Here is a 19363-nt window from a genome sequence, read left to right on the forward strand (position 1 = left end):
GCACGCCGACTACGGTCGCCGGGCGCCAGGAGATTAGTCATGGAAATCCGCTTCTTCGGAGTTCGGGGCAGCATCGCGGTGTCGGGCTCGCGCATCGGGGGGAACACGGCCTGCGTGGAAGTGACGAGCCAGGGGCACCGGATCATCCTCGACGCGGGGACGGGCATCCGCGGGCTGGGCGAGGTGATGCTGCGCGAGGGCGCGCCGCAGAAGGCCACGCTGTTCTTCTCGCACCTGCATTGGGATCACGTGCAGGGCTTCCCCTTCTTCACGCCGGCGTACCTGCCCACCACCGAGCTGACGCTGTACGGCCCGGGCAGCAATGGGGCGCAGGCGCTGGAGTCCACGCTCGCGCAGCAGATGCAGCCGCCGCAGTTCCCGGTGCCGCTGTCCACCATGCGCTCGAAGATGACCTTCGGATCCGCCGAGCATGGGCGGACGGTGGAGACGGGGCCGTTCTGCGTGACGCCGTTGGATGTGCCTCACCCGAACGGGTGCATGGCCTACCGCGTGGAGGCGGATGGACACGCGTTCGTCTACGCCACGGACGTGGAGCTGTCGCCTGGGCAGCTGGTGCCGGACATCGCGCGCGGCTTCGAGGGCGTGGACGCGCTGTGCCTGGATGCCCAGTACACGCAGGAGGAGTACGACGGGCGCAAGGGCATGCCGAAGAAGGGCTGGGGCCACTCGACGAACCTGGACGCCGCGCGGGTGGCCGCCACCGTGGGCGCCGGCCGGCTCTTGCTCTTCCATCATGATCCGTCCCACCCGGACGAGGTCGTGGAGGACATGGCCCAGCAGGCGCGCGCGTACTTCGCGCCCACCGAGCCGGCGCGCGAGGGCCAGCGACTGCTCCTGGGCCGCGCCGCGGGCGCGTGAGGCGGGAACCATGCGCTATGGTTCTCCGGCGGCCTTCCTCCTGCCCTCGCTGCCCTCCATGCCCCAGCCCACGGATGTGACGCAGGTCCTGCTTCCCTTCGGCGGACTCGTGGGGCGCGAGGTGGACCTCGACGCGTTCCTCCAGAACCTGGTGGATCGCGTCGCCACCACGATGCAGGCGGACCGCGGGACGCTCTGGCTGTTGGACGCGTCACGCAACGAGCTGTTCAGCCGCGCGGCCCACCTGCCCGAGCTGGCGCAGATCCGCGTGAAGCTGGGCCAGGGTGTGGCGGGCACCGTCGCGCAAGCGGGCGAGGCCATCAACGTGCCGGATCCGCGCGGCGAGCGCCGCTTCTTCGCGGACATCGACCGGATGACGGGCTACCGCACGACGAGCCTCCTGGCCGTGCCGCTGCTCGACGCGGACGGCGCCGTGTACGGCGTGCTCCAGGTGCTCAACCGCTTGGGCGGTGGACGCTTCACCTCCGACGACACCGAGCGACTGACGAGCATCACCGCCCAGGTGAGCACCGCGCTGCAGCGCACCAGCCTGTACTCGGAGCTCCAGCGCGCGAAGGATCAACCCCAGGCCCCCGTGGCCTACTTCTTCAATCACATCATCGGCGAGGCGCCGCCCCTCAAGACGCTCTACCGCCTGGTGCAGAAGGCAGCGCCCACGGACGCCACGGTGCTGCTGCGCGGAGAGAGCGGCAGCGGAAAGGAGCTGTTCGCGCGCGCGGTGCACGTCAACGGCCCGCGCCGCGATCGGCCCTTCGTGAAGGTGGACTGCGCCGCGCTGCCCGCGTCGCTCATCGAGAACGAGCTGTTCGGTCACGAGAAGGGCGCCTTCACCGGCGCGGACCACCGCATGCCCGGCAAGTTCGAGGCGGCGGATGGCGGCACGGTGTTCATCGACGAGATTGGCGAGCTGCCGCTGCCCGTGCAGGGCAAGCTCCTGCGCGTGCTTCAAGACCGCGAGTTCGAGCGCGTGGGAGGCACGCAAGCCGTCCGAGTGGACGTGCGCATCGTCGCGGCGACGCATCGCGACCTCGCGGCCATGGTCGCGGACGGACGCTTCCGCGAGGACCTCTACTACCGCATCAAGGTCGTGGAGCTGGTGCTCCCGCCCCTGCGCGAGCGCGGCGGCGAGGACATCGAGCGACTCGCGCGGCACTTCGTCGCCACGGTGGCGCGGCGTCACCGACTGCCGCCTCCCAAGCTGAGCGCGGCGGCGCTGGATCGCCTCAAGCGCTACCGCTGGCCCGGCAACGTGCGCGAGCTGGAGAACTGCATCGAGAGCGCCGTGGTGCTCTGCGAGGGGGAGATCCTCGAGGAGCACCTGCCCCTGCCCAACCTGGACCGTGCTCCGACCAGCGCCCCCAGCCCGGCGCGAGCGAGCGAGGAGCCGGCCCTGCTGCCCCTGGCCGAGGTGGAGCGGCGCCACATCCTGCGCGCGCTGGAGGCCGTGAAGGGCAACCGCACCGCCGCCGCGAAGGCGCTGGAGATCGGCCGCAACACGCTCGCGCGCAAGCTCAAGGAGTACGGCTTGGGCGACGAAGGCTGAGCCCGCGACTCAGTCGCCGTAAGGGTCGGCGCGCCCCGAGCGCTCCATCGCCAGCACCACCATGGCCATGGGCAGGCCGAGCATCCCCGCGCCCAGCAGGATCGCCACCTCCAGGCCCAGGTCGCCGAGGGACTTCACGGTCCAGGCCGCCAGGCCCGCCACCGTCGCGAGCCCCAGCCCATAGCGCGCGACATCATTGTGCCGGCCGAGCAGCGCCATCCCCGCTCCTGCCACGGCAATCACGATCGGCAGCGCCCACGGGTACTTCCCCGGCACGGGCCACAGGGCCAGGGACAGCTCGAAGGCCAGCACCAGCAACGCCACCGCCGTGAGCACGGACATGCCCGAGAGCTTCATGTCGCTCCGCACCAGGCTCGGCGTCCGGGCGGGCGCATCACGCGCGCCGCCCCACGAACAACGTGTGCCGCGTGCCCTTGGAGCCATGCGCGGCGGGGTTCAGGACCTGGGTGGTGAAGCCCGCCATGCCCAGCCGCTTCTCGAAGCCCGGCGCCGGTCCCGCGCTCCACACCACCAACCGGCCCTGAGGACGCAGCGCCCGAGCCGCGCGGGCCAACCCACCCAGGCCATACAGCGCATGGTTGTCCGGGTGCGTGAGGGCCACGGGCCCGTTGTCCACGTCCAGCAGGATGGCGTCGAAGACTCCGGAGTGCCGAGCCATCAGCGCCCCCACGTCTCCCTCCACCACCGTCACGCGAGGGTCCTCCAGCGGGGCCCTCGCCAGCGGCGCGAGCGGGCCCCGGTTCCACACCACCACCGCGGGCAGCAGCTCCGCCACCGTCACGTGGCCCTCGGGCCCCAGGCGATTGAGCGCGGCCCGCACCGTGTAGCCAAAGCCCAGGCCGCCCACGAGCACCCGCCCACCGCCCTTGCCTGACAGATGCGCGCAGCCCGCTTCGGCCAGCGCCTCCTCGGAGCCATGCTGTCGGCTCGACATGAGGATCTGCCCACGCACGCGCAGGACGTACTCGTCCGAGCGCCGGGCCAGGATGACTTCGCCCACGTCTGGGACTTGGGCGCTGTCGAGGGTCTCCCACGGTTTCATGCGCCCGGCTCTTCCCCCGGACGCGCGCGAGGGTCAAGCGCTCCCCGCCCCTTTCGTCCGTCATGCCCCGTGTCGCTCGCGCCGGAGTGGCCGCCAGCGATAGGCGCATTCGGTGAGGTGCAGCACGGAGTCCAGCCGAGCCCCCTCGGCCAGAGGGCCCTCCTGGAGGTACTCGCAATACAGTTGCACCGGGGTGACGAAGCGTGCGTTCCACGGCGCCCGGTCGATGGTCAGCACGTACACGTACCCGTCCGCCACGCCCAGCGCGTCGTAGCACTCGACGAGCGGCTCCTGCAGCGCCTCCAGCCCCTCCCACACGCTGCCCTCGGGCGGTCGAGTGCTCGGCCGCGTGTCGAACACGCCCACCAGGCGCCCGCCTGGGGATGAGGGCTCGGGATCCACCGCGGTCGTCAGCAGGTCTCCCTCGCGCGCCATCAGCATCTCCGCCTCGCCGAACGCGTGGAACTTGAACTCGGTGAGGGCGTTGCCCACGCGCCGCATGACCGGATCATTGGTCTCGCTGCGCACGAAGTAGCCGCCGCGTCGCCAGTCTCCGCGCGCGTTGCGATAGCGGACCGCCGCGCGATAGCTCACCTGGTAGAAGCAGACGCCCAGCACCGGCGCCACGCCCACCGGGCGCATGTCCCTTAGCGACGACATCAACACCTGGACCCAGGCCGTGCCGTGGAAGATCTCGGGCTCCAGCGGCGCGGGCAGCAGGCGCGCGAGCCGCTCGGGAGACACCGCGTAGTTGATGGACACGGCCTCCACCCAGTGCGTCTGCACCTGCGTGAGCCAGGGCACGGACGGGCACGTCTCCATCCCCGGGGTGCTCGGGCTCGCATCCTGCGCGAGGGCCAGCGCGGCGTGGGCCTCTCGCAGCGCCTCGTGTCCCCGCGCCGTGAGCAACCAGTGACCACGTGACGCCACGCGCGCATGACCCGCCTCCGCGAGCCCACGCAAAGCCGCGTCCGCGTCAGTCACGCCCGCCTCCCGCAGCCGTCGAGCGGCCTCCTCGCGCAGCGGGCCACTCGGCTCGAGCGCCAGCGCGACGAGGGCCGCGAGCGACTCGGGCCTCATACCAGCCGCGGTCCCAGGCCCTCGGCCGCGACCCTTCGGATGCGCGCACGATGCAGCGCCACGCCCGAACAGAACTGCACGAGGAACCACAACCCGCCCAGCACGCCGAAGGCATGCTCCGGCACGCGCGCAAGGCCCAGCGAGACGAGCCCGAACAGCGCCGCCATCGCATACCAGCCCCGCCCCATCAGCGCGCCCATGCCACAGAAAGCCATGGCGAACAGGACGCACGCCACCGACGGGAAGAACAGGCGATCCAACCCCAGCAACAGGTTGAGGACGGCCACCAACACCATGCAGCCGATGAAGCTGGTCCAGATGGCCCAGATCTGCCGCTCGATGAACGAGCGGACCCCGGCCGACTGGCCGCGCTTCATGAAGAAGATGCTCGCGAAGTTGAACACGAGCAACACGCCCCATACCCCCATGTAGGGGCCGGGCTCGCGCACCCCGCGCGCCCACAACGCGTCCGTGGCGAGGAAGCCACCGCCGTTGAGGAACGCGTGCACCATCCAGATGAGGCCCCAGTTCTGCAACGCCGTGTCGTCGCGCGCCTGGGTGACGACTCGCCGCAACAGCTCCAGTGCCTGGGTGGCCTCCTCGCGGTTCATCGCTCGGCCTCGGAGCGCAGTGCCATCGGGTGGCTCACCCCGCCACTCGCCACGAGGTAGAGCGAGACGCCCACGCCCAGGGCACACAGCGCCGCGACGTAGTGCGCGGGCGCGCGGGGATCCGCCTTCATCAGCAGCGTCACCACCAGCGGGGTCAACCCGCCGAAGATGGCGTAGGCCACGTTGTACGAGAACGACAGGCCAGAGAAGCGAACCTCGGCTGGGAACGCCCGCACCATCACCGTCGGAACCACGCCCACCACGCCCACGCAGAAGCCCACCAGCGCATAGAGCGGGACGATGCGCTCCGGCTGCGAGGCCACGCCCAGATAGAAGGCATACGTCGTCACGAGCAGGGCCAGACACCCGACGCCCAGGGCTCGCCCCGCGCCAAAGCGATCCGCCATCAGCCCGAAGCAGATGCACCCCACGGTGAGCGCCGCGGTGGCCACGCTGCCCGCGCCGAGCGCCACGGCCGAGGGAATCTTGAACAAGGTCTGCACCAGCGTGGGCGTCATGAGGATGACGACGACGATGGCCGCCGTGAGCACCCAGGTCAGCAGCATGGACACCACCACCGCACGCCCATGCCCTCGCAGCACCGTCTTGAGCGGCAGCTCCTTCACGAGCGCGTGCCGACGGCGCATCTCCTCGAACACCGGCGTCTCCGCCAGCCAGCGCCGCAGGAACACGGCGAGAAAGCCAAACACGCCGCCCACCAGGAACGGGATGCGCCAGCCGAAGTCACGCACCTGCTCGGGGACGAAGAGCGTGTTGATCGCCGTCGCCACCAGCGAGCCCAGGAGGATGCCCAGCGTGAGCCCCGAGGTCAGCGTGCCGCAGGCGAAGCCCACGCGCCGCTCTGGCACGTGCTCCGAGACGAAGACCCACGCGCCCGGCACCTCGCCGCCCACCGCCGCGCCCTGGAAGATGCGCAGGATGAGCAAGGCCAGCGGCGCGAAGTGTCCCGCCGTCGCGTACGTCGGCAGCAAGCCAATGAGCAGCGTGGGGACGGCCATCATGAACACGCTCAACGTGAACATGCGCTTGCGTCCACCGCGGTCACCGAAGTGGGCCATCACGATGCCGCCCAGCGGTCGCGCCAGATAGCCCGCCGCGAACACACCGAAGGACTGCAACTGACGCAGCCAGTCCGGCGTGTCCGGTGGGAAGAAGAGCGCGCCGATGACCTGGGTGAAGAACACGAAGATGATGAAGTCGTAGAACTCCAGCGCGCCCCCGAGGGCCGCCAACCCGAGGGTCTTGGCGTCCTGAGCGGTCAGCGGGCGCTGCGCGTGCGTCTCAGCGAGGGATGGGGTCGACATGCGAGTGGAGCGGCAGCATAGGCCGAAGCTGGGATAGAAGGCGCGACATGCGCCAGCGCCTGCTCTCGATTCTCGGTGGCTCGGTCGGCAACCTCATCGAGTGGTACGACTTCTACGTGTACAGCGCCTTCTCGCTGTACTTCGCCAAGGCGTTCTTCCCCTCGGCGGATCCAGTCGTCGAGCAGCTCAACTCCGCGGGCGTCTTCGCGCTCGGCTTCCTGATCCGCCCGGTAGGTGGATGGCTGATGGGACTCCACGCGGATCGCCATGGACGCCGCGCCGCGTTGAGCCTCTCCGTCGCGCTCATGTGCCTGGGCTCGCTCGTCATCGCGCTGTGCCCCACCTATGAGCGCATTGGCGTGTGGGCCCCCGCGGTGCTCCTCCTCGCCCGGCTGCTGCAAGGGCTGTCATTGGGCGGCGAGTACGGCACCAGCGCGACCTACCTGAGCGAGGTCGCCACGTCGCGGCACCGCGGCTTCTTCAGCTCGTTCCAATACGTCACCCTCATCATGGGCCAGTTGCTCGCCACGCTGACGCTGCTCGTGCTCCAGCAGGCGGTGCTCACCGAGGCGCAGCTCCAGGCCTGGGGCTGGCGCATCCCCTTCCTCCTGGGCGCGCTGCTCGCGGTGGTGGGCTTCGCCGTGCGGCGCGACATGGTGGAGACCCAGGCGTTCCAGCAAGAGGTGCGGACGCAGGCCCGAGCCCACCCGCTGCGAGAGCTGCTGCGCCACCCGAAGGAGATCGCCACCGTGGTCGGCCTCACGATGGGCGGCACGCTCGCGTTCTACACATACACGGTCTACATGCAGAAGTTCCTGGTGAACTCCGTGGGGCTGACGCGTGAGCAGTCCACGCGCGTCTCGGTCTCCAGCCTGTTCGTGTACATGCTGCTGCAGCCCGTGTTCGGCCTGCTCTCGGACAAGGTGGGCCGCCGTCCGGTGCTGATGGGCTTCGGAATCCTGGGCACGCTGTGCACCGTTCCCCTGCTGACCGCCCTCACCCAGACGCGCGATGCCTTCACCGCGTTCCTCCTCGTCATGGCGGCGCTCTGCATCCTCTCGGGCTACACGTCCATCAACGCCGTGGTGAAGGCCGAGCTGTTCCCCGCTCGCATCCGCGCCCTGGGCGTGGGCCTACCCTATGCGCTCACGGTGTCTGTCTTTGGCGGCAGCGCCGAATACGTGGCCACGCGGCTGAAGCTGGCGGGACATGAGTCCTGGTTCTTCTGGTACGTCACCGCCGCCATCGCCTGCTCGCTGGCCGTCTACGTGTTCATGCGCGATACACGCGACACCAGCCGCATCACCGCCGAGACAGCCTCCACGGCCGGCACGCACGACCTCGCGCCGGAGCGGACGGAGGACACGGGCCGGGCCATCTCGGGATGAATGGATGGCCGCGCCGAGTGTGAGGGTGCAGGAGTGGAACCCACCTCGATCGCGCCCACGTGAACAAGTCTGATACCCCTGCTCGCGCGTTCAACATCCGTCTGCCCCTGGGGATGTTGAGGTTGACACCCCGTCCTCGGCCCTCCCACGATCGACGGCCTATGGTGACCTCCTCGACCCGCCCCTTGCTTTTGAGGGTGTTGTTGACCTCCCTCATGCTCACCCTCGCCGCTTGCGGGGATTCATCTCCTGGCAAGGATCCGGACGGTGGCACGGATTCCAGCGACGCGGGCGACGGCGGCCCCAAGCCGACGGTCGCCATCTGCGGCGACAACATCAAGCACGACACCGAGGCGTGTGACGACGGCAACACCCTCTCGGGTGATGGGTGCTCAGCCAAGTGTGACACCGTCGAGTCGGGCTTCACGTGTCCGGAGGCGGGCAAGCCCTGTTACCGCATCCCCACCTGCGGCAACGGCGTGGTGGAGACCGGTGAGAGCTGCGACGACCGAAACACCACCTCCGGAGATGGCTGCACGTCGAGCTGCAAGGAGGAGGCGGGCTGGAACTGCCCCAAGAGCGGTGGCCGCTGCGTGGCCAAGCAGTGCGGCGACAGCATCATCGCGGGCGATGAGGACTGCGACGACGGCAACAACAAGCCGGGCGACGGCTGCAGCGCCACCTGCCGCGTCGAGGACAACTTCAAGTGCCCCACGGCCGGCGCCGCGTGCGTGACCATCCGCTGCGGCGACGGCGTGGCCGAGGGCAACGAGCAGTGCGACGACGGCAACAACGACATGGGCGACGGCTGCTCGCCCTTGTGCCGCAACGAGCCCAAGTGCCCCAACGGCATCTGCCAGGAGGTCTGCGGCGACGGCGTGATGCTCCCCGGCACCACGATCGAGGAGTGCGATGACGGCAACACCCGCGACAACGACGGCTGTTCGCACACGTGCAAGAAGGAGCCGGGCTTCACCTGCACCTTCGCCGACACGACCCTGCCGGACGCAGTGAACCTCACCGTCGTCTACCGAGACTTCCGCGGCGCCGACCTGCCCGCCGACGGCGTCCTGCCCGCTGGCCACCTCGACTTCGAGAACGAGAACAACACCGAGACGGGCATCCTGGGGGCGCTCTACTCACCGCTGGATCCCACGACGCACAAGCCGGTGTACGCCAAGGGCGACGGCACGGGCTCCGCGACCACCCACGGCAAGACGGCCTTCGACCAGTGGTACAAGGACACCAAGAACGTGAACATTCCGTACGTGTCCACCATGAAGCTGGCCCGCAACACCGCGGGCGGACCCACCTCCGCCATCTACGTCTTCGACGAGCCGAACTTCTTCCCGCTGGATGACAAGGGTTGGGTGGCGCTGGGCAAGGAGCCCAAGCGCACGAACAATCACAACTTCAGCTTCACCAGCGAGGTCCGCTACTGGTTCGAGTTCAAGGGCACCGAGGTGCTCGACTTCCGCGGTGACGACGACGTCTGGGTCTACATCAACGGCAAGCTCGCGCTGGATCTGGGCGGCGTGCACGGAGCGCTGACCGGCTCGGTCGACCTCACCAAGGCCGCGCCGGTGAGCAGCCTGGGACTCCAGAAGGGCCGCATCTACGAGGTCGTCGTGCTCCAGGCCGAGCGCCACACGACCGCGTCCTCGTACAAGCTGACCCTGAGCAACTTCACCACCAGGACGACCTCGTGCACCTCGACCTGCGGCAACGGCACGGTCGAAGCCGGTGAGGAGTGCGACAACAAGAATGGCAACCTCGGCGGCTACAACCAGTGCTCCCCGGGCTGCGTGTGGGGCCCTCGCTGCGGTGACAAGCACATCGACTCGGACTACGGCGAGGAGTGCGACGACGGCGGCCCGACGCGCACGTGCAGCGCCGTCTGCAAGTCCATCATCGGCTGAGTCGCGCTGAGATGTCCGAGGGCCGCTGACGGAGACCTCTCCGACAGCGGCCCTCTTCGTTTCAAGCGCTACCCGTCGCGCCGCAGCGCCTCGCCCGGGGACACGCGCAACGCCCGACGCGTGGGCAGCCAGCTCGCCAGCAGCGCCACTGTCGCCAACACGCCGGGCACCGCCACGAATGTCAGCGGATCCAACGGCGCGACCCCGTGGACCATCCCCTCGAGGCTCCGCGCCAACATCGCGGCCCCCGCGAGCCCCAGCGCCACCCCCAGCGCGGTGAGCCGCAGCCCCTGCCCCACCACCAGCCACACCAGGTGCTCGCGCGAGGCGCCCAGCGCGCTCCGGATGCCCAGCTCACGCGTCCGCATGCTCGCGGCGTAGGACAGGACACCGTAGAGGCCCACGCCCGCGATCCCCAGCCCGAGCACCGCCAGGGCGGCCAAGAGGGAGGCCAACACCCGCGTGCCACCCAGGCTCGCATCCACCACGTCATCCATCGAGCGGAGGTGCACCAGCGGCACGCTGGGGTCCACGGCCCGGAGCTGCTCGCGCAGCGCGGGCCCGAGCCAGACAGCATCGCCCCGCGTCCGCACGGTCAGCAGCATGCGCAGCGCGGAGAACTGCCCCAATGGCAGGTACACCTCCAAGGACGGAGGCTCCCACGGTCCCCCGTGCCGCACGTCCCCCACCACCCCCACCACCCCCACCACCTCCCGCAGGGGCTCGTCGTCGAACGCGAGCCGGGCGTGCTGGCCCACGGCGCTGCGGCCCGGGAAATAGCGCTGCGCGAACGCCTCGCTCACGACCATCACCGGAGCCGCGCCGGAGCGATCCGAGGCCGCGAGGCGACGGCCCTCCTTGAGCACGAACCCCAAGGTGGCGAAGTAGTCCCCACCCACCGTGCGAAAATGGATGGGCTCGCGCGACTCCGCGACGGCCGCGGCCTCACCCGGAAGCACCACCGGCACCAACCCATCGCGGTCCCAGCGCGGCACCGTGCTCGCGAGCCCCACGGACTCCACGCCCGGCAGCCCGCGCATCCGCTCCACCAGCGACTCCGTAGACAGCGCTGAACACGGCCGTGGTCGCGCCCATCGCCAGCGCGAGCGTGGCCACGACCACGAGGGTGAAGCCTGGCTCGCGGCGCATTCGCCGCAGCGCGAGGCGGAGATCCAACACGAACTCGGACATGGGGCTCCCGGAGGCCCCCGAGCATATGGCCTCTCGTCGAGGGCGATACGCCGCCTTTCATGGAATTCGAGTGCAGCTTGCCGGACGCGCGATGACAGCATACGACCAAGGCCTCGGCGCCCGCGGTGGCGCTGACACACCCCTGGGGGGTTCCCACATGGCGGACACGCTGAACCGACTGCTGGACAAGATTCCGGACGCACTCGCTCAGAAGATTCCGGACGTGAACCTGGGCGCGCAGGACATCGACGTGTCCGTGGCCCAAGGGACCTTCACGCGAGAGAACATCCTCCCGCCCATCCTCGACCTGAAGGACTTCGCCCTCTCGTTCGAGGCCGCGGGCGACGGCACCATCCGCAACTTCAACTCGGCTGGGGACAAGGACGACAACGGCATCGTGGGGGATCCGCCGCAAACGTCCTCGAATGGCGTGGGCACGTCGCTCCAGCCCCAGCTCCTGCTGGATGGAACCCGGGGCTGGCTGCGCTACCAGGTGTCCGCGCGCATCAAGTCCGGCGCGACCGCGAAGGTCTTCTTCGCGACTGCCTCGGGCCAGGGCGAGTTCGCGGCGACGCTGTCCGACTACCGGGCCCACGGCCTAAACGAGCGCATGCCCGCCGCCGTGAAGGCGGACCTCTCCGCGCCTCGGCTCGCGGTGCAGCAGACGGACCTGGCCAAGCTGGGCGTGGGCGATGCGCTGGGCTGGCAGACGCGCGGACAGCTCAAGACGTCCGTGGCGGTCAACTGGGCGGACCTGTTCACGGCGAACCTGGCGGCGCTCACCTTCGTGAAGGGCGGCGAGCTGCTCGGCATCAAGCTCGCCATGAGCGCCTCCGTGACGGCGTCCGTGTCCGTCACGGATGACTTCCAGGTGTCCTTCTCCCGCCCGCGCGCGGGGCGCATCGAACTCGCGGTGCGCAAGGCGAAGTCCCGAGAGACGGCGCTGGGCGCGGGGCTGAGCCTGTCCCTGGAGTTCGCGGACAAGGACGCGGTGAAGAACAAGCTCGCGGACCTCGTCACGGCCATCGCCGGCAAGCCCATGGCGGAGGTGGACGCGCTCGTGGAGAAGGCCGCCAACCTCCAGCTCTCGGACCTGGAGAAGAAGGCGCTCGCGTTCGTCCTGGAGCGCCTGGGGTTGGATCCGCAGCTCGCGGACCTGGCCACCGTCAAGACGAAGTGGGAGGAGCTGAAGGCCAACATCCAGTCCACCCTGGAGAAGGTGGCCCAGGCGCAGATCACCGCAGGCTTCCGCTACGAGTACCTGCGGATCCCCCAATCCTCTACGCTGTTGCAAGTGGAACTGGATGACGCCGTGGCCATGCGGTTCCATGGCGCGCTCATCCGCGGCAACCTGGAGGATCTGCTCGGCTGGCTGAGGGATCCCGCCAACGCCCAGGCCTTCACCCTCAAGAGCTTCCTGCGCCAGACGAGCCTCGCCGAGCGCCACAGCTATGGCTTCACGCTGGGACTCGGGGGCACCGAGGTGCTCACGTCGCGCACCACGCGCGAGCTGAGCTGGGTGACGCAGGAGAACGTGCAGGGCGCCCGCCGGATGGCCTTCCAGGGACAGCGCGGCTACGAGGACAAGCTGCTCGGCACCCGGGGCCAGTGGCTGGTGGACCTCAAGGCGGAGATGACGCAGTTCTCCCCCACCCCCGTGGCTTCGGACTTCTACTGCGGCCTGCACTTCATGCTGTCGGGCAGCAAGAAGAAGCTGTCGCGCGATGACCTCTCCACCGCGCTGGATGACGCGGTCGTCTGGGGCGCGCTGGATGAGAAGGACGTGCCCGGCATCCTGGACTCGCTGAAGGACGCGCTGAACTCGGAGGCGCTGGAGACGCGGCTCGACCTGAAGGTCGACAACGACACCTTCCGCGCCCTGCTCTCCGGACTCCAGGGCTTCGACGTCGCGCTGTTCGCGCGGGTGCTCGCGCGCGCCATGCCGTGGAGCACCAACACCGCTCGCGCTCGCGCGGACACCCGGCAGATTGTCTACGGCCCCATGTGGGACGCGTACCTGCGCGAGGTGCGGCAGAACGGCAGCGCCCGCGTGCAGGACCTCGCCCCCACCCGCGCCGCGCAGATCGCCGCCTGGGTCCTGAAGAACGACACCTCCGCCCACGCGCTGGGCCAGGACCTGATGGCCATGGAGTCCATCTTCCGTCCGCCCGGTGGCGCGTTCTCCTTCGCGGAGGTGACGGACAAGAACCCACGCACGCTGGGCAAGTGCCTGGACTTCGTGGACGGCGTGACGCACCTGAACAACGCGTTCGCGCAGCGCTGGGGTCCGGAGTCCTTCCAGACGGTGTTCGGCAAGCTCGAGGGCATGTGGAACACCGGGTTCCACCTGCGCGCCACCGGCGCCCTGCTGCTGGAGCTGGCGAAGGGCACCTCGCAGGGGCTGGCCAGCGTGGAGCGCACGTTCACCATCAAGCGCGTGGAGAAGGATCAGCAGCTCGTCTTCACCACCGCGCGCGGCTCGGGCGCGAAGTAGCGCTCACATCGCGCGAGACAGCACGAGCATCGCGGTGGCGGACAGCGCCCCCGCCACCGCGAAGTGCCCCCACGCCCGGCGCGCCAACACGGCGCCCGTGCTGGGGGCTTCGTCTCCCAGGATGATCAGCGCGGGGCGACCATCCCGCCCTCGCAGCTCGTACGAGCCTTCGGTCCTGCCCGGACGCAGCTCGCCCTCCACGAGGCACGCCTCGCCCGCCAGGCCCACGCGTTCCCAGGACAGCGCGTCCGCGGGCTCCCTGAGCGCCTCGGCCTGCGTGGAGACATTCCGGCACCGCCGCACCTCCAACGGCGCCCGCAGCGTCGACGGCGCGAAGCACACGGTGGCGCGCGAGGTGGTGCCCCGAAGCGACAGCACGGGCACGTAGGCCCGCTCGCGGGACAGCAGCGGCCCTCGGCGGCCCCGCGGCGCCACCGCGTGCACCGCCGCGTCGTAGAACGCGCACGTCACGCCCCCGGGCGACAGCAGCGAGTCCGTGGCATCCAGCACGCCGCGATAGACCGCGACGCCGGGAGGACGCCCCGCGCGCAGCTCCGCCACCGCCTCGTCGAGTGACAGCGGCGCACACGAGCGCAGCGCCACGGCCCGGATGCGCTCGCGAGAGCCGCTCACCGCGAGCGCTCCCGCCAGCACCAGGAGGCCGCTGGCCAGGGCGCGCCCCAGCGTGTCGAACGGATCCCCTTCCATCAGGGATTCATGCCGGAACTGCACGAGCACCAGCAGCGAGCCGACCGCGAGCAGCGTCAGCCACAAGAGGTGCACGCGCAGCGCGAGCGAGGGCCCCGGCTCGCGCCTTCCGAACGTGATGGCCGCGACCACCCACGCGGCCAGCGCCGCCGCGTAGAAGGGCGCCAGCAGGATGCGCCACGACTCCATCCCGACCCCCCGCCGAGCTGTTCCACGCGCGCGTCCTCGGGAGGCGCGTCGCGCGGGACAAAGGGTTGGGCGCCAGGCCGCCCCGGACAAGACCACTCCCGGGGCAGTCGGCCGTCCTCCGTCCGACGATGGACGTCAGGCGGACGCGGGCACGGCTTGGATATCCAGCTCGATGTCCACCTTCTCGCCCACCAGCCAGCCGCCGTTGTCGAGCGTCTTGTTCCAGCGGATGCCGAAGTCCGAGCGGTTCAGCGTGGTGCGCGCCGTGTAGATGAGGCGCATGTTGCCCCACAGGTCCTTCTGCGCCGCCAGGTGGCGCGCCTCGAGCAACACGGGCTTCGTCACCCCCCGCAGGGTCAGGTCCCCCAGGACGCGGAAGCCCGCGCCCACCACGGCCTCCTGCTGGATGCCCCGGAACGACAGCCGCGGCGACACCTCCACGTCCAAGAACTCGGGCGAGCGCAGGTGCGCGTCGCGCTCAGGCGAGCCCGTGTAGATGCTCGCGGTCGCCACCTCGACATCGACCTCTCCCTGCGTGGGCTGCTGGGGGTCGACGCGAAGGGTCCCGGTGACGCGCTCGAAGCGTCCATGCACCTTCGCCACCACCATGTGGCGCGCGATGAAGAGGACGGAGGAGTGGGCAGGATCAATGGTCCACGTGGAGAGAGGCATGGCGAGAGGGGGCTCGCGGTGAGGGGACGAGGGGGGAAATCCAGTGCGAGCCGCTGCATTGCAGCAGAGGTGTCCGGGCGCGGAGAAGGCGCGCCGCGTGCGGCCCGACCCAGGGTGTAGAGCGACTTCGCGGGTTCGCACCCCGCGTCCACGGCGGGGCCGTCCGCTCCCACTCCGGCCTTCCTGGACGGACACGGCGCGACAGGCCGTGGCGCTACTCGATGCCCGAGGCCAGCTTGCGCGCGGGCCGAGCGCCGAGCAGGCCTCGCACCTTGAGGTCATCGAAGGTGCACGCGAGGTTGCGGCAGCCAAGCGCCACCTTGCCGACGCGGCCCTGGAAGCCGGGCAGCACCTTGCTCGCGAAGAGCTGGTTGTTGAGGAAGGCCTCCACCTTCACGGCGTCGCTCTTGAGGCGCCGGAGCTGGAGCCGCACGAGGAACGGGCCGTGCGTGGGCAGCGGCATCTCGTCCGCGACCATGTTGTCCAGGTCCTGCGCGCTGTTGCCGACGATCTCCTGCCCCGCGTCGGTGATGTAGCGCCAGGACAGCCGCATGCCCACCTCGGGGATGGCGAAGGCGGACACCTGGAGGTCCTTGATGCGGAAGGCCAGCTCGCCGAAGTGCTGCGCGTCCGGCTCCTCGGGATAGGCCGGGCCCAGCGGCTTCACGTCCATGAGCACCTCGGACGTGAAGTCGTCGCTCACGAAGTAGCGGTGGGCCACGTACGCGCGCGGCACCAGGCGATGTCCGTCCGTCTCCTTGCCGCCTTGGCGCGCCTGGAGCTGCCCGTCCATCATCTTCCACTCGCCGCTGTGGACGTTGAGCTCCTCTTCGCCCGCGTCGAAGCCGACCTCGAAGCGCGTGGTACCACCGGGGCCGTCCACCACGTTGGCCGAGGCGAACACCTCGCCCTCCGTGTTGGGAGGCCAGGGCAGCGTGCCCGGCCGGACCTTGAGGCCCTGGGTGCCGATGACGACCTTGTCATCCTGGCCCACGTGCAGGCTCACGGGCCCCACTGCCCATCGCACCGTGAGCCCGAGGAGCGCCAGCCCGCCCACCACGGACAGCCCCGCGCGCACGCGCCGCCAGCCCAGCCGGAGTCGCCGCGTCAGCTCGCTGCGCGCCCGATGCGGACCCGCCGGGAACACCCGCGCGGTGTCACCCAGCGACATCGCCGGCGCGGACGAGCTGGAGACCATCAACTCCAGCGCCGCGCACACCTCACCGGCGTTCGCGTACCGCGCGGCGGGCTCCGTCTCCAGCAGGCGCTCCACCACGGCGTCCACGCGCGGATCCAACCCGGGGACGCGCGCCGAAGGCAGCTTGAAGCGGCCCAGCGGCAGCTCGCCGGTGAGCGTCTCGTAGAGCATGACGCCGAGCGAGAAGAGGTCCGCGCGCCCGTCGACGTTCTTCGCGTCGCGGCGCTGCTCGGGGGCCATGTAGTTGAGCGTCCCCATGGCCACCGCGGTCGCGGTGAGCTGGAGGCGCGAGTCCGGCTCCCGAATACCCGCCAGCCCGAAGTCCGCGACCTTCACGTGGCCGCGCGCGTCCAGCAGGATGTTCTCCGGCTTGAGGTCGCGGTGGATGATGCCCTTGTCGTGCGCGCACTCGATGGCCCGCGACACCTGGAGCAGCAGCTTCAGGGCCTGCGGCGGCGTGAGGCCCTCGCCCGTGCTCATCGCCTCGCGCAGCGAGCGGCCCTCCACGTACTCCATGACGAAGTAGTAGTGCTCGCCCACCACGCCGCGGTCGATGATCTGCACGATGTGCGGGTGGCTCAGCGCCGCCAGCGCGGTGGCCTCCTTCTCGAAGCGGGTGACGAACTCGGGGTCCTTGGCGAGCCGAGGCGGCAAGAGCTTCACCGCCACCGTGCGCCCGAGCGACTGCTGCCGCGCGCGCCACACCTCGCCCATCCCGCCGCGCCCCAGCACCTCTTGCAGCTCGAAGCCCGGAAGCTCGGGCCGAGGCGTGGCCACGAACGTCTCCGCGCCCCCCTCTGCCCCGCTCGCCACCGGAGTGACCGCGGACGACGCGGACACGGGCGTGGAGCCACGCACCATGGTCGCCGCGCCAGACCCCTCGGCGTCCTCCACGCTGGAAGTGGACGGCAGGGCGACGCCCGAGGGCTCTCGAGTCGCAGGGGCCCAAGCCCCTCCCACGGGGGCAGCTCCAGCCACTTCACTTCCACCCGGTCGACCCGCGCGCGCGGGTTCGCTCGCGTCCATGGCGGGAGAAACACCCGAGCCGGCGGAAAGTGACACCGCGCCCTCGCTCGGCGCCTCGGCAGGCGCTTCCGCCGAGGGAGGAGCCACGGAGTGTGGAACGAGCGTGACCTGCCCGTCCTCCAGCCGCGCCGCGGGCCGGATGACGGACACGTCGTTGCGGCGGACCTCGAAGCGGATGCCGCAGCGGCAGGCCACCTTCTGGCCGCTCACGTACACGCGCGTGTCGTGCACCACGCCACAGTTGGGGCAGGCCTGCCGCGTCGTGCTCATGCGCGACGCGAGGTGGAGGTGGTCAGCTCGGCGCCGTGGACGCGGTACGTCTGGACGCCCTTCTCCTTGCCCTTCACCTGGACGACCGGCAGCGCCTCCACGTCGAAGCCCGGGCCCGCCTTGCGCACGGTCATCTCCGAGGCCAGCACCTCGCCGCTCTTGGCCAGGCCGCACAGGCGCGAGGCGGTGTTCACGGTGTCGCCGATGGCGGTGAACTCGTGCCGCTCGGCGCTGCCCATGTAGCCGACAACCGCCTGGCCCGTGTTGATGCCGATGCCCACCTCGATGGGGCGCTTGCCCGCGAGCACGCGCTGCCGGTTGAGCTCCGTCACCGCGTCCTGCATCTCCAGCGCGGCGCGCAGCGCTCGGCCGGGATCATCCGGGTGCGAGGACGGCGGGCCCCACACGGCCATCACGCAGTCCCCGATGAACTTGTCCAGGTTGCCCTCGTAGCGGAACACCACGTCCGCCATCGCCGTGAAGAAGGCGTTGAGCATGGACACCACCTCCTGCGGCGAGTCGTTCTCCGCCAGGGTGGTGAACCCCCGGATGTCCGCGAACAGGCAACTCACCTCCGCGAGCCGGCTCTGGCGCAGGTCCTCCGTCCCGCCGTTGATGACCGCGTCCGCCACCGCCTTGGACAGGAAGCGCGACAGCTCGGCGCGCGTCACCGCCTCGGCGCGGATCTGCTCGGCCAGCGCCGCGTTCTCCAGCGCGATGCCGGCCTGCGCGGCGATGCCGGAGAGGATGGCCAGGTCCTTCTCGGAGAAGGCGTTGATCTGCTGCCGGCTGTCCAGGAACAGCACCGCCTGGAGCTTCTCGTTGACCATCAGCGGCACGGCCATGGCCGAGCGGATGCCCTGCGCGACGATGCTCTCCGCGGCGCTGAACCGCTCGTCGATGATGGCGTCCGCCGTCAGCACGGCCTTGCGCGTCTCCACCACGCGCTTGAGCACCGTGTCGGACAGCATCACGTTGGCCTGGCGGCCCTGCCGGTGCTGCACCGCCACCGGGATGAACTGGCCGTCCGCCACCTTGAGGATGACGCCGTGGTCCGCGGCCAAAAGCTGGAAGGCCACCTTCAGAATCTGATCGAACAGGTCCTGCTGCCGCCCCTGGACCGTCACCTGCCGGTGGAACTCGTGCGCGATGCGCAGCTTCTCGTAGTCCCGGCGCAGCGCCTCCGTGTCCGTCACCTGCTCGGCCGGCCGGAAGTTCTGCGGCACCGCGTCCATCTGCGCCAGGAACGCCGGCACGGAGACCGAGTGGGCAACCACCGTCACGCCCGGCATGGTGGGCGCCGTGTTGCTGGCAGCCGGCGGCTCGCCGCTGTGGAAGACGAGCCGGGAGGCGCCCAGGGCAATCTCGTCCCCGTCCCGCAGCTTCAGCTCCAGCACCTTGCGCCCGTTGACGAAGGTCCCGTTCGAGGACCCCAGGTCCTTCAGGACGAAGTCCCGGCCCACGCGCTCGATGATGGCGTGTTCCTTGGAGACCTCGCGGTCCACCAGCCGGAGCGTGTTGGAGGGGTGGCGGCCGAGCGACGTCTTCGGGCCGAGCGGAAACTCCCCAAGCGAGCCGTCCGCGAACCGCCCTGTCAGGTGCGGTCCACGGAGCTGCGACCCGGGCTTGGGTGGGAATGGAGCGGGTGCCTGGCTCACGCGCGGATCCTCAGAGCGCCGGACACTACCAGAGCCACCAAGCCAGGGGGAACGTCCGGATACGCCTCCTGTACGGCCGGTCAGCGTCCGGGCCCCCTTTTCCTGGGGCTCGCCCTTCTAACCACGCC

General features: G+C 70.1%; 15 protein-coding genes. 5 read left to right on the forward strand and 10 right to left on the reverse strand.

Going from position 1 to position 19363, the window contains the following annotated elements; all coding sequences use genetic code 11:
- Nucleotides 1-39: 39 nt before the first annotated feature.
- Both JGU66_15800 and JGU66_15805 read left to right on the forward strand, forming a co-directional pair.
- Nucleotides 40-879, forward strand: a complete 840-nt coding sequence (locus JGU66_15800) for an MBL fold metallo-hydrolase (protein MBJ6762237.1) — start codon at nt 40-42, stop codon at nt 877-879.
- Nucleotides 880-937: 58 nt separating this feature from the next.
- On the forward strand, nt 938-2443 hold the full coding sequence (locus JGU66_15805) for a sigma 54-interacting transcriptional regulator (GenBank protein MBJ6762238.1): 1506 nt from the start codon (nt 938-940) through the stop codon (nt 2441-2443).
- A 9-nt stretch (nt 2444-2452) separates the two neighbouring features.
- Here the strand turns inward: JGU66_15805 and JGU66_15810 are convergent, their stop codons facing one another.
- The 5 genes from JGU66_15810 to JGU66_15830 are packed head-to-tail and all read right to left on the reverse strand — an operon-like array spanning nt 2453 to nt 6522.
- The gene (locus JGU66_15810) at nt 2453-2800 is read right to left on the reverse strand and encodes a hypothetical protein (GenBank protein MBJ6762239.1); all 348 of its coding nucleotides are present in this window, start codon (nt 2798-2800) and stop codon (nt 2453-2455) included.
- Nucleotides 2801-2837: 37 nt separating this feature from the next.
- Complete coding sequence (locus JGU66_15815; protein MBJ6762240.1) at nt 2838-3506, reverse strand: hypothetical protein; 669 nt, start codon at nt 3504-3506, stop codon at nt 2838-2840.
- Between the two features lie 60 nt (nt 3507-3566).
- On the reverse strand, nt 3567-4586 hold the full coding sequence (locus tag JGU66_15820; protein MBJ6762241.1) for a DUF2071 domain-containing protein: 1020 nt from the start codon (nt 4584-4586) through the stop codon (nt 3567-3569).
- Nucleotides 4583-5197 carry a hypothetical protein gene (locus tag JGU66_15825; protein MBJ6762242.1) on the reverse strand — a complete coding sequence of 205 codons (615 nt, stop codon included), beginning with the start codon at nt 5195-5197 and terminating at the stop codon, nt 4583-4585. Before JGU66_15825 ends, JGU66_15820 begins: the two co-directional genes overlap by 4 nt.
- Nucleotides 5194-6522 carry an MFS transporter gene (locus JGU66_15830; GenBank protein MBJ6762243.1) on the reverse strand — a complete coding sequence of 443 codons (1329 nt, stop codon included), beginning with the start codon at nt 6520-6522 and terminating at the stop codon, nt 5194-5196. Before JGU66_15830 ends, JGU66_15825 begins: the two co-directional genes overlap by 4 nt.
- Nucleotides 6523-6569: 47 nt before the next feature.
- Between JGU66_15830 and JGU66_15835 the strand changes: the two genes are divergently transcribed.
- Together JGU66_15835 and JGU66_15840 are read left to right on the forward strand one after the other, a co-directional pair.
- Entirely contained in the window at nt 6570-7910 is a 1341-nt protein-coding gene (locus JGU66_15835; protein MBJ6762244.1) for an MFS transporter, read from the forward strand.
- A gap of 161 nt (nt 7911-8071) precedes the next feature.
- On the forward strand, nt 8072-9829 hold the full coding sequence (locus JGU66_15840; protein ID MBJ6762245.1) for a DUF4215 domain-containing protein: 1758 nt from the start codon (nt 8072-8074) through the stop codon (nt 9827-9829).
- Nucleotides 9830-9897: 68 nt separating this feature from the next.
- Here JGU66_15840 and JGU66_15845 read toward each other — a convergent pair whose 3' ends face one another.
- A complete protein-coding gene (locus JGU66_15845; GenBank protein MBJ6762246.1) occupies nt 9898-10869 on the reverse strand; it encodes an ABC transporter permease in 972 nt (323 codons plus the stop codon).
- Between the two features lie 308 nt (nt 10870-11177).
- Here JGU66_15845 and JGU66_15850 point away from each other — a divergent pair, with 308 nt between their 5' ends.
- The gene (locus JGU66_15850) at nt 11178-13514 is read left to right on the forward strand and encodes a hypothetical protein (protein ID MBJ6762247.1); all 2337 of its coding nucleotides are present in this window, start codon (nt 11178-11180) and stop codon (nt 13512-13514) included.
- A gap of 3 nt (nt 13515-13517) precedes the next feature.
- On the opposite strand, the gene JGU66_15855 is transcribed toward JGU66_15850, so the two are convergent.
- The 4 genes from JGU66_15855 to JGU66_15870 all read right to left on the reverse strand — a co-directional run bounded on the left by JGU66_15855 (nt 13518) and on the right by JGU66_15870 (nt 19235).
- A complete protein-coding gene (locus JGU66_15855) occupies nt 13518-14411 on the reverse strand; it encodes a hypothetical protein (GenBank protein ID MBJ6762248.1) in 894 nt (297 codons plus the stop codon).
- Nucleotides 14412-14546: 135 nt separating this feature from the next.
- Complete coding sequence (locus JGU66_15860) at nt 14547-15083, reverse strand: YceI family protein (GenBank protein ID MBJ6762249.1); 537 nt, start codon at nt 15081-15083, stop codon at nt 14547-14549.
- 214 nt (nt 15084-15297) lie between these two features.
- Nucleotides 15298-17577: a protein kinase gene (locus tag JGU66_15865; GenBank protein MBJ6762250.1), complete on the reverse strand. Its 2280-nt coding sequence runs from the start codon at nt 17575-17577 to the stop codon at nt 15298-15300.
- On the reverse strand, nt 17574-19235 hold the full coding sequence (locus tag JGU66_15870; protein MBJ6762251.1) for an FHA domain-containing protein: 1662 nt from the start codon (nt 19233-19235) through the stop codon (nt 17574-17576). Before JGU66_15870 ends, JGU66_15865 begins: the two co-directional genes overlap by 4 nt.
- Nucleotides 19236-19363 lie beyond the last annotated feature (128 nt).

Source organism: Myxococcaceae bacterium JPH2, assembly GCA_016458225.1.
Lineage (GTDB): Bacteria > Myxococcota > Myxococcia > Myxococcales > Myxococcaceae > Citreicoccus.

Excerpts from the sequence above, each read along its gene's own strand:
- JGU66_15800 (MBJ6762237.1), top strand. The coding sequence starts at position 40 with ATGGAAATCCGCTTCTTCGGAGTTCGGGGCAGCATCGCGGTGTCGGGC.
- JGU66_15805 (MBJ6762238.1), top strand. The coding sequence starts at position 938 with ATGCCCCAGCCCACGGATGTGACGCAGGTCCTGCTTCCCTTCGGCGGA.
- JGU66_15810 (MBJ6762239.1), bottom strand. The coding sequence starts at position 2,800 with ATGAAGCTCTCGGGCATGTCCGTGCTCACGGCGGTGGCGTTGCTGGTG.
- JGU66_15815 (MBJ6762240.1), bottom strand. The coding sequence starts at position 3,506 with ATGAAACCGTGGGAGACCCTCGACAGCGCCCAAGTCCCAGACGTGGGC.
- JGU66_15820 (MBJ6762241.1), bottom strand. The coding sequence starts at position 4,586 with ATGAGGCCCGAGTCGCTCGCGGCCCTCGTCGCGCTGGCGCTCGAGCCG.
- JGU66_15825 (MBJ6762242.1), bottom strand. The coding sequence starts at position 5,197 with ATGAACCGCGAGGAGGCCACCCAGGCACTGGAGCTGTTGCGGCGAGTC.
- JGU66_15830 (MBJ6762243.1), bottom strand. The coding sequence starts at position 6,522 with ATGTCGACCCCATCCCTCGCTGAGACGCACGCGCAGCGCCCGCTGACC.
- JGU66_15835 (MBJ6762244.1), top strand. The coding sequence starts at position 6,570 with ATGCGCCAGCGCCTGCTCTCGATTCTCGGTGGCTCGGTCGGCAACCTC.
- JGU66_15840 (MBJ6762245.1), top strand. The coding sequence starts at position 8,072 with ATGGTGACCTCCTCGACCCGCCCCTTGCTTTTGAGGGTGTTGTTGACC.
- JGU66_15845 (MBJ6762246.1), bottom strand. The coding sequence starts at position 10,869 with ATGCGCGGGCTGCCGGGCGTGGAGTCCGTGGGGCTCGCGAGCACGGTG.
- JGU66_15850 (MBJ6762247.1), top strand. The coding sequence starts at position 11,178 with ATGGCGGACACGCTGAACCGACTGCTGGACAAGATTCCGGACGCACTC.
- JGU66_15855 (MBJ6762248.1), bottom strand. The coding sequence starts at position 14,411 with ATGGAGTCGTGGCGCATCCTGCTGGCGCCCTTCTACGCGGCGGCGCTG.
- JGU66_15860 (MBJ6762249.1), bottom strand. The coding sequence starts at position 15,083 with ATGCCTCTCTCCACGTGGACCATTGATCCTGCCCACTCCTCCGTCCTC.
- JGU66_15865 (MBJ6762250.1), bottom strand. The coding sequence starts at position 17,577 with ATGAGCACGACGCGGCAGGCCTGCCCCAACTGTGGCGTGGTGCACGAC.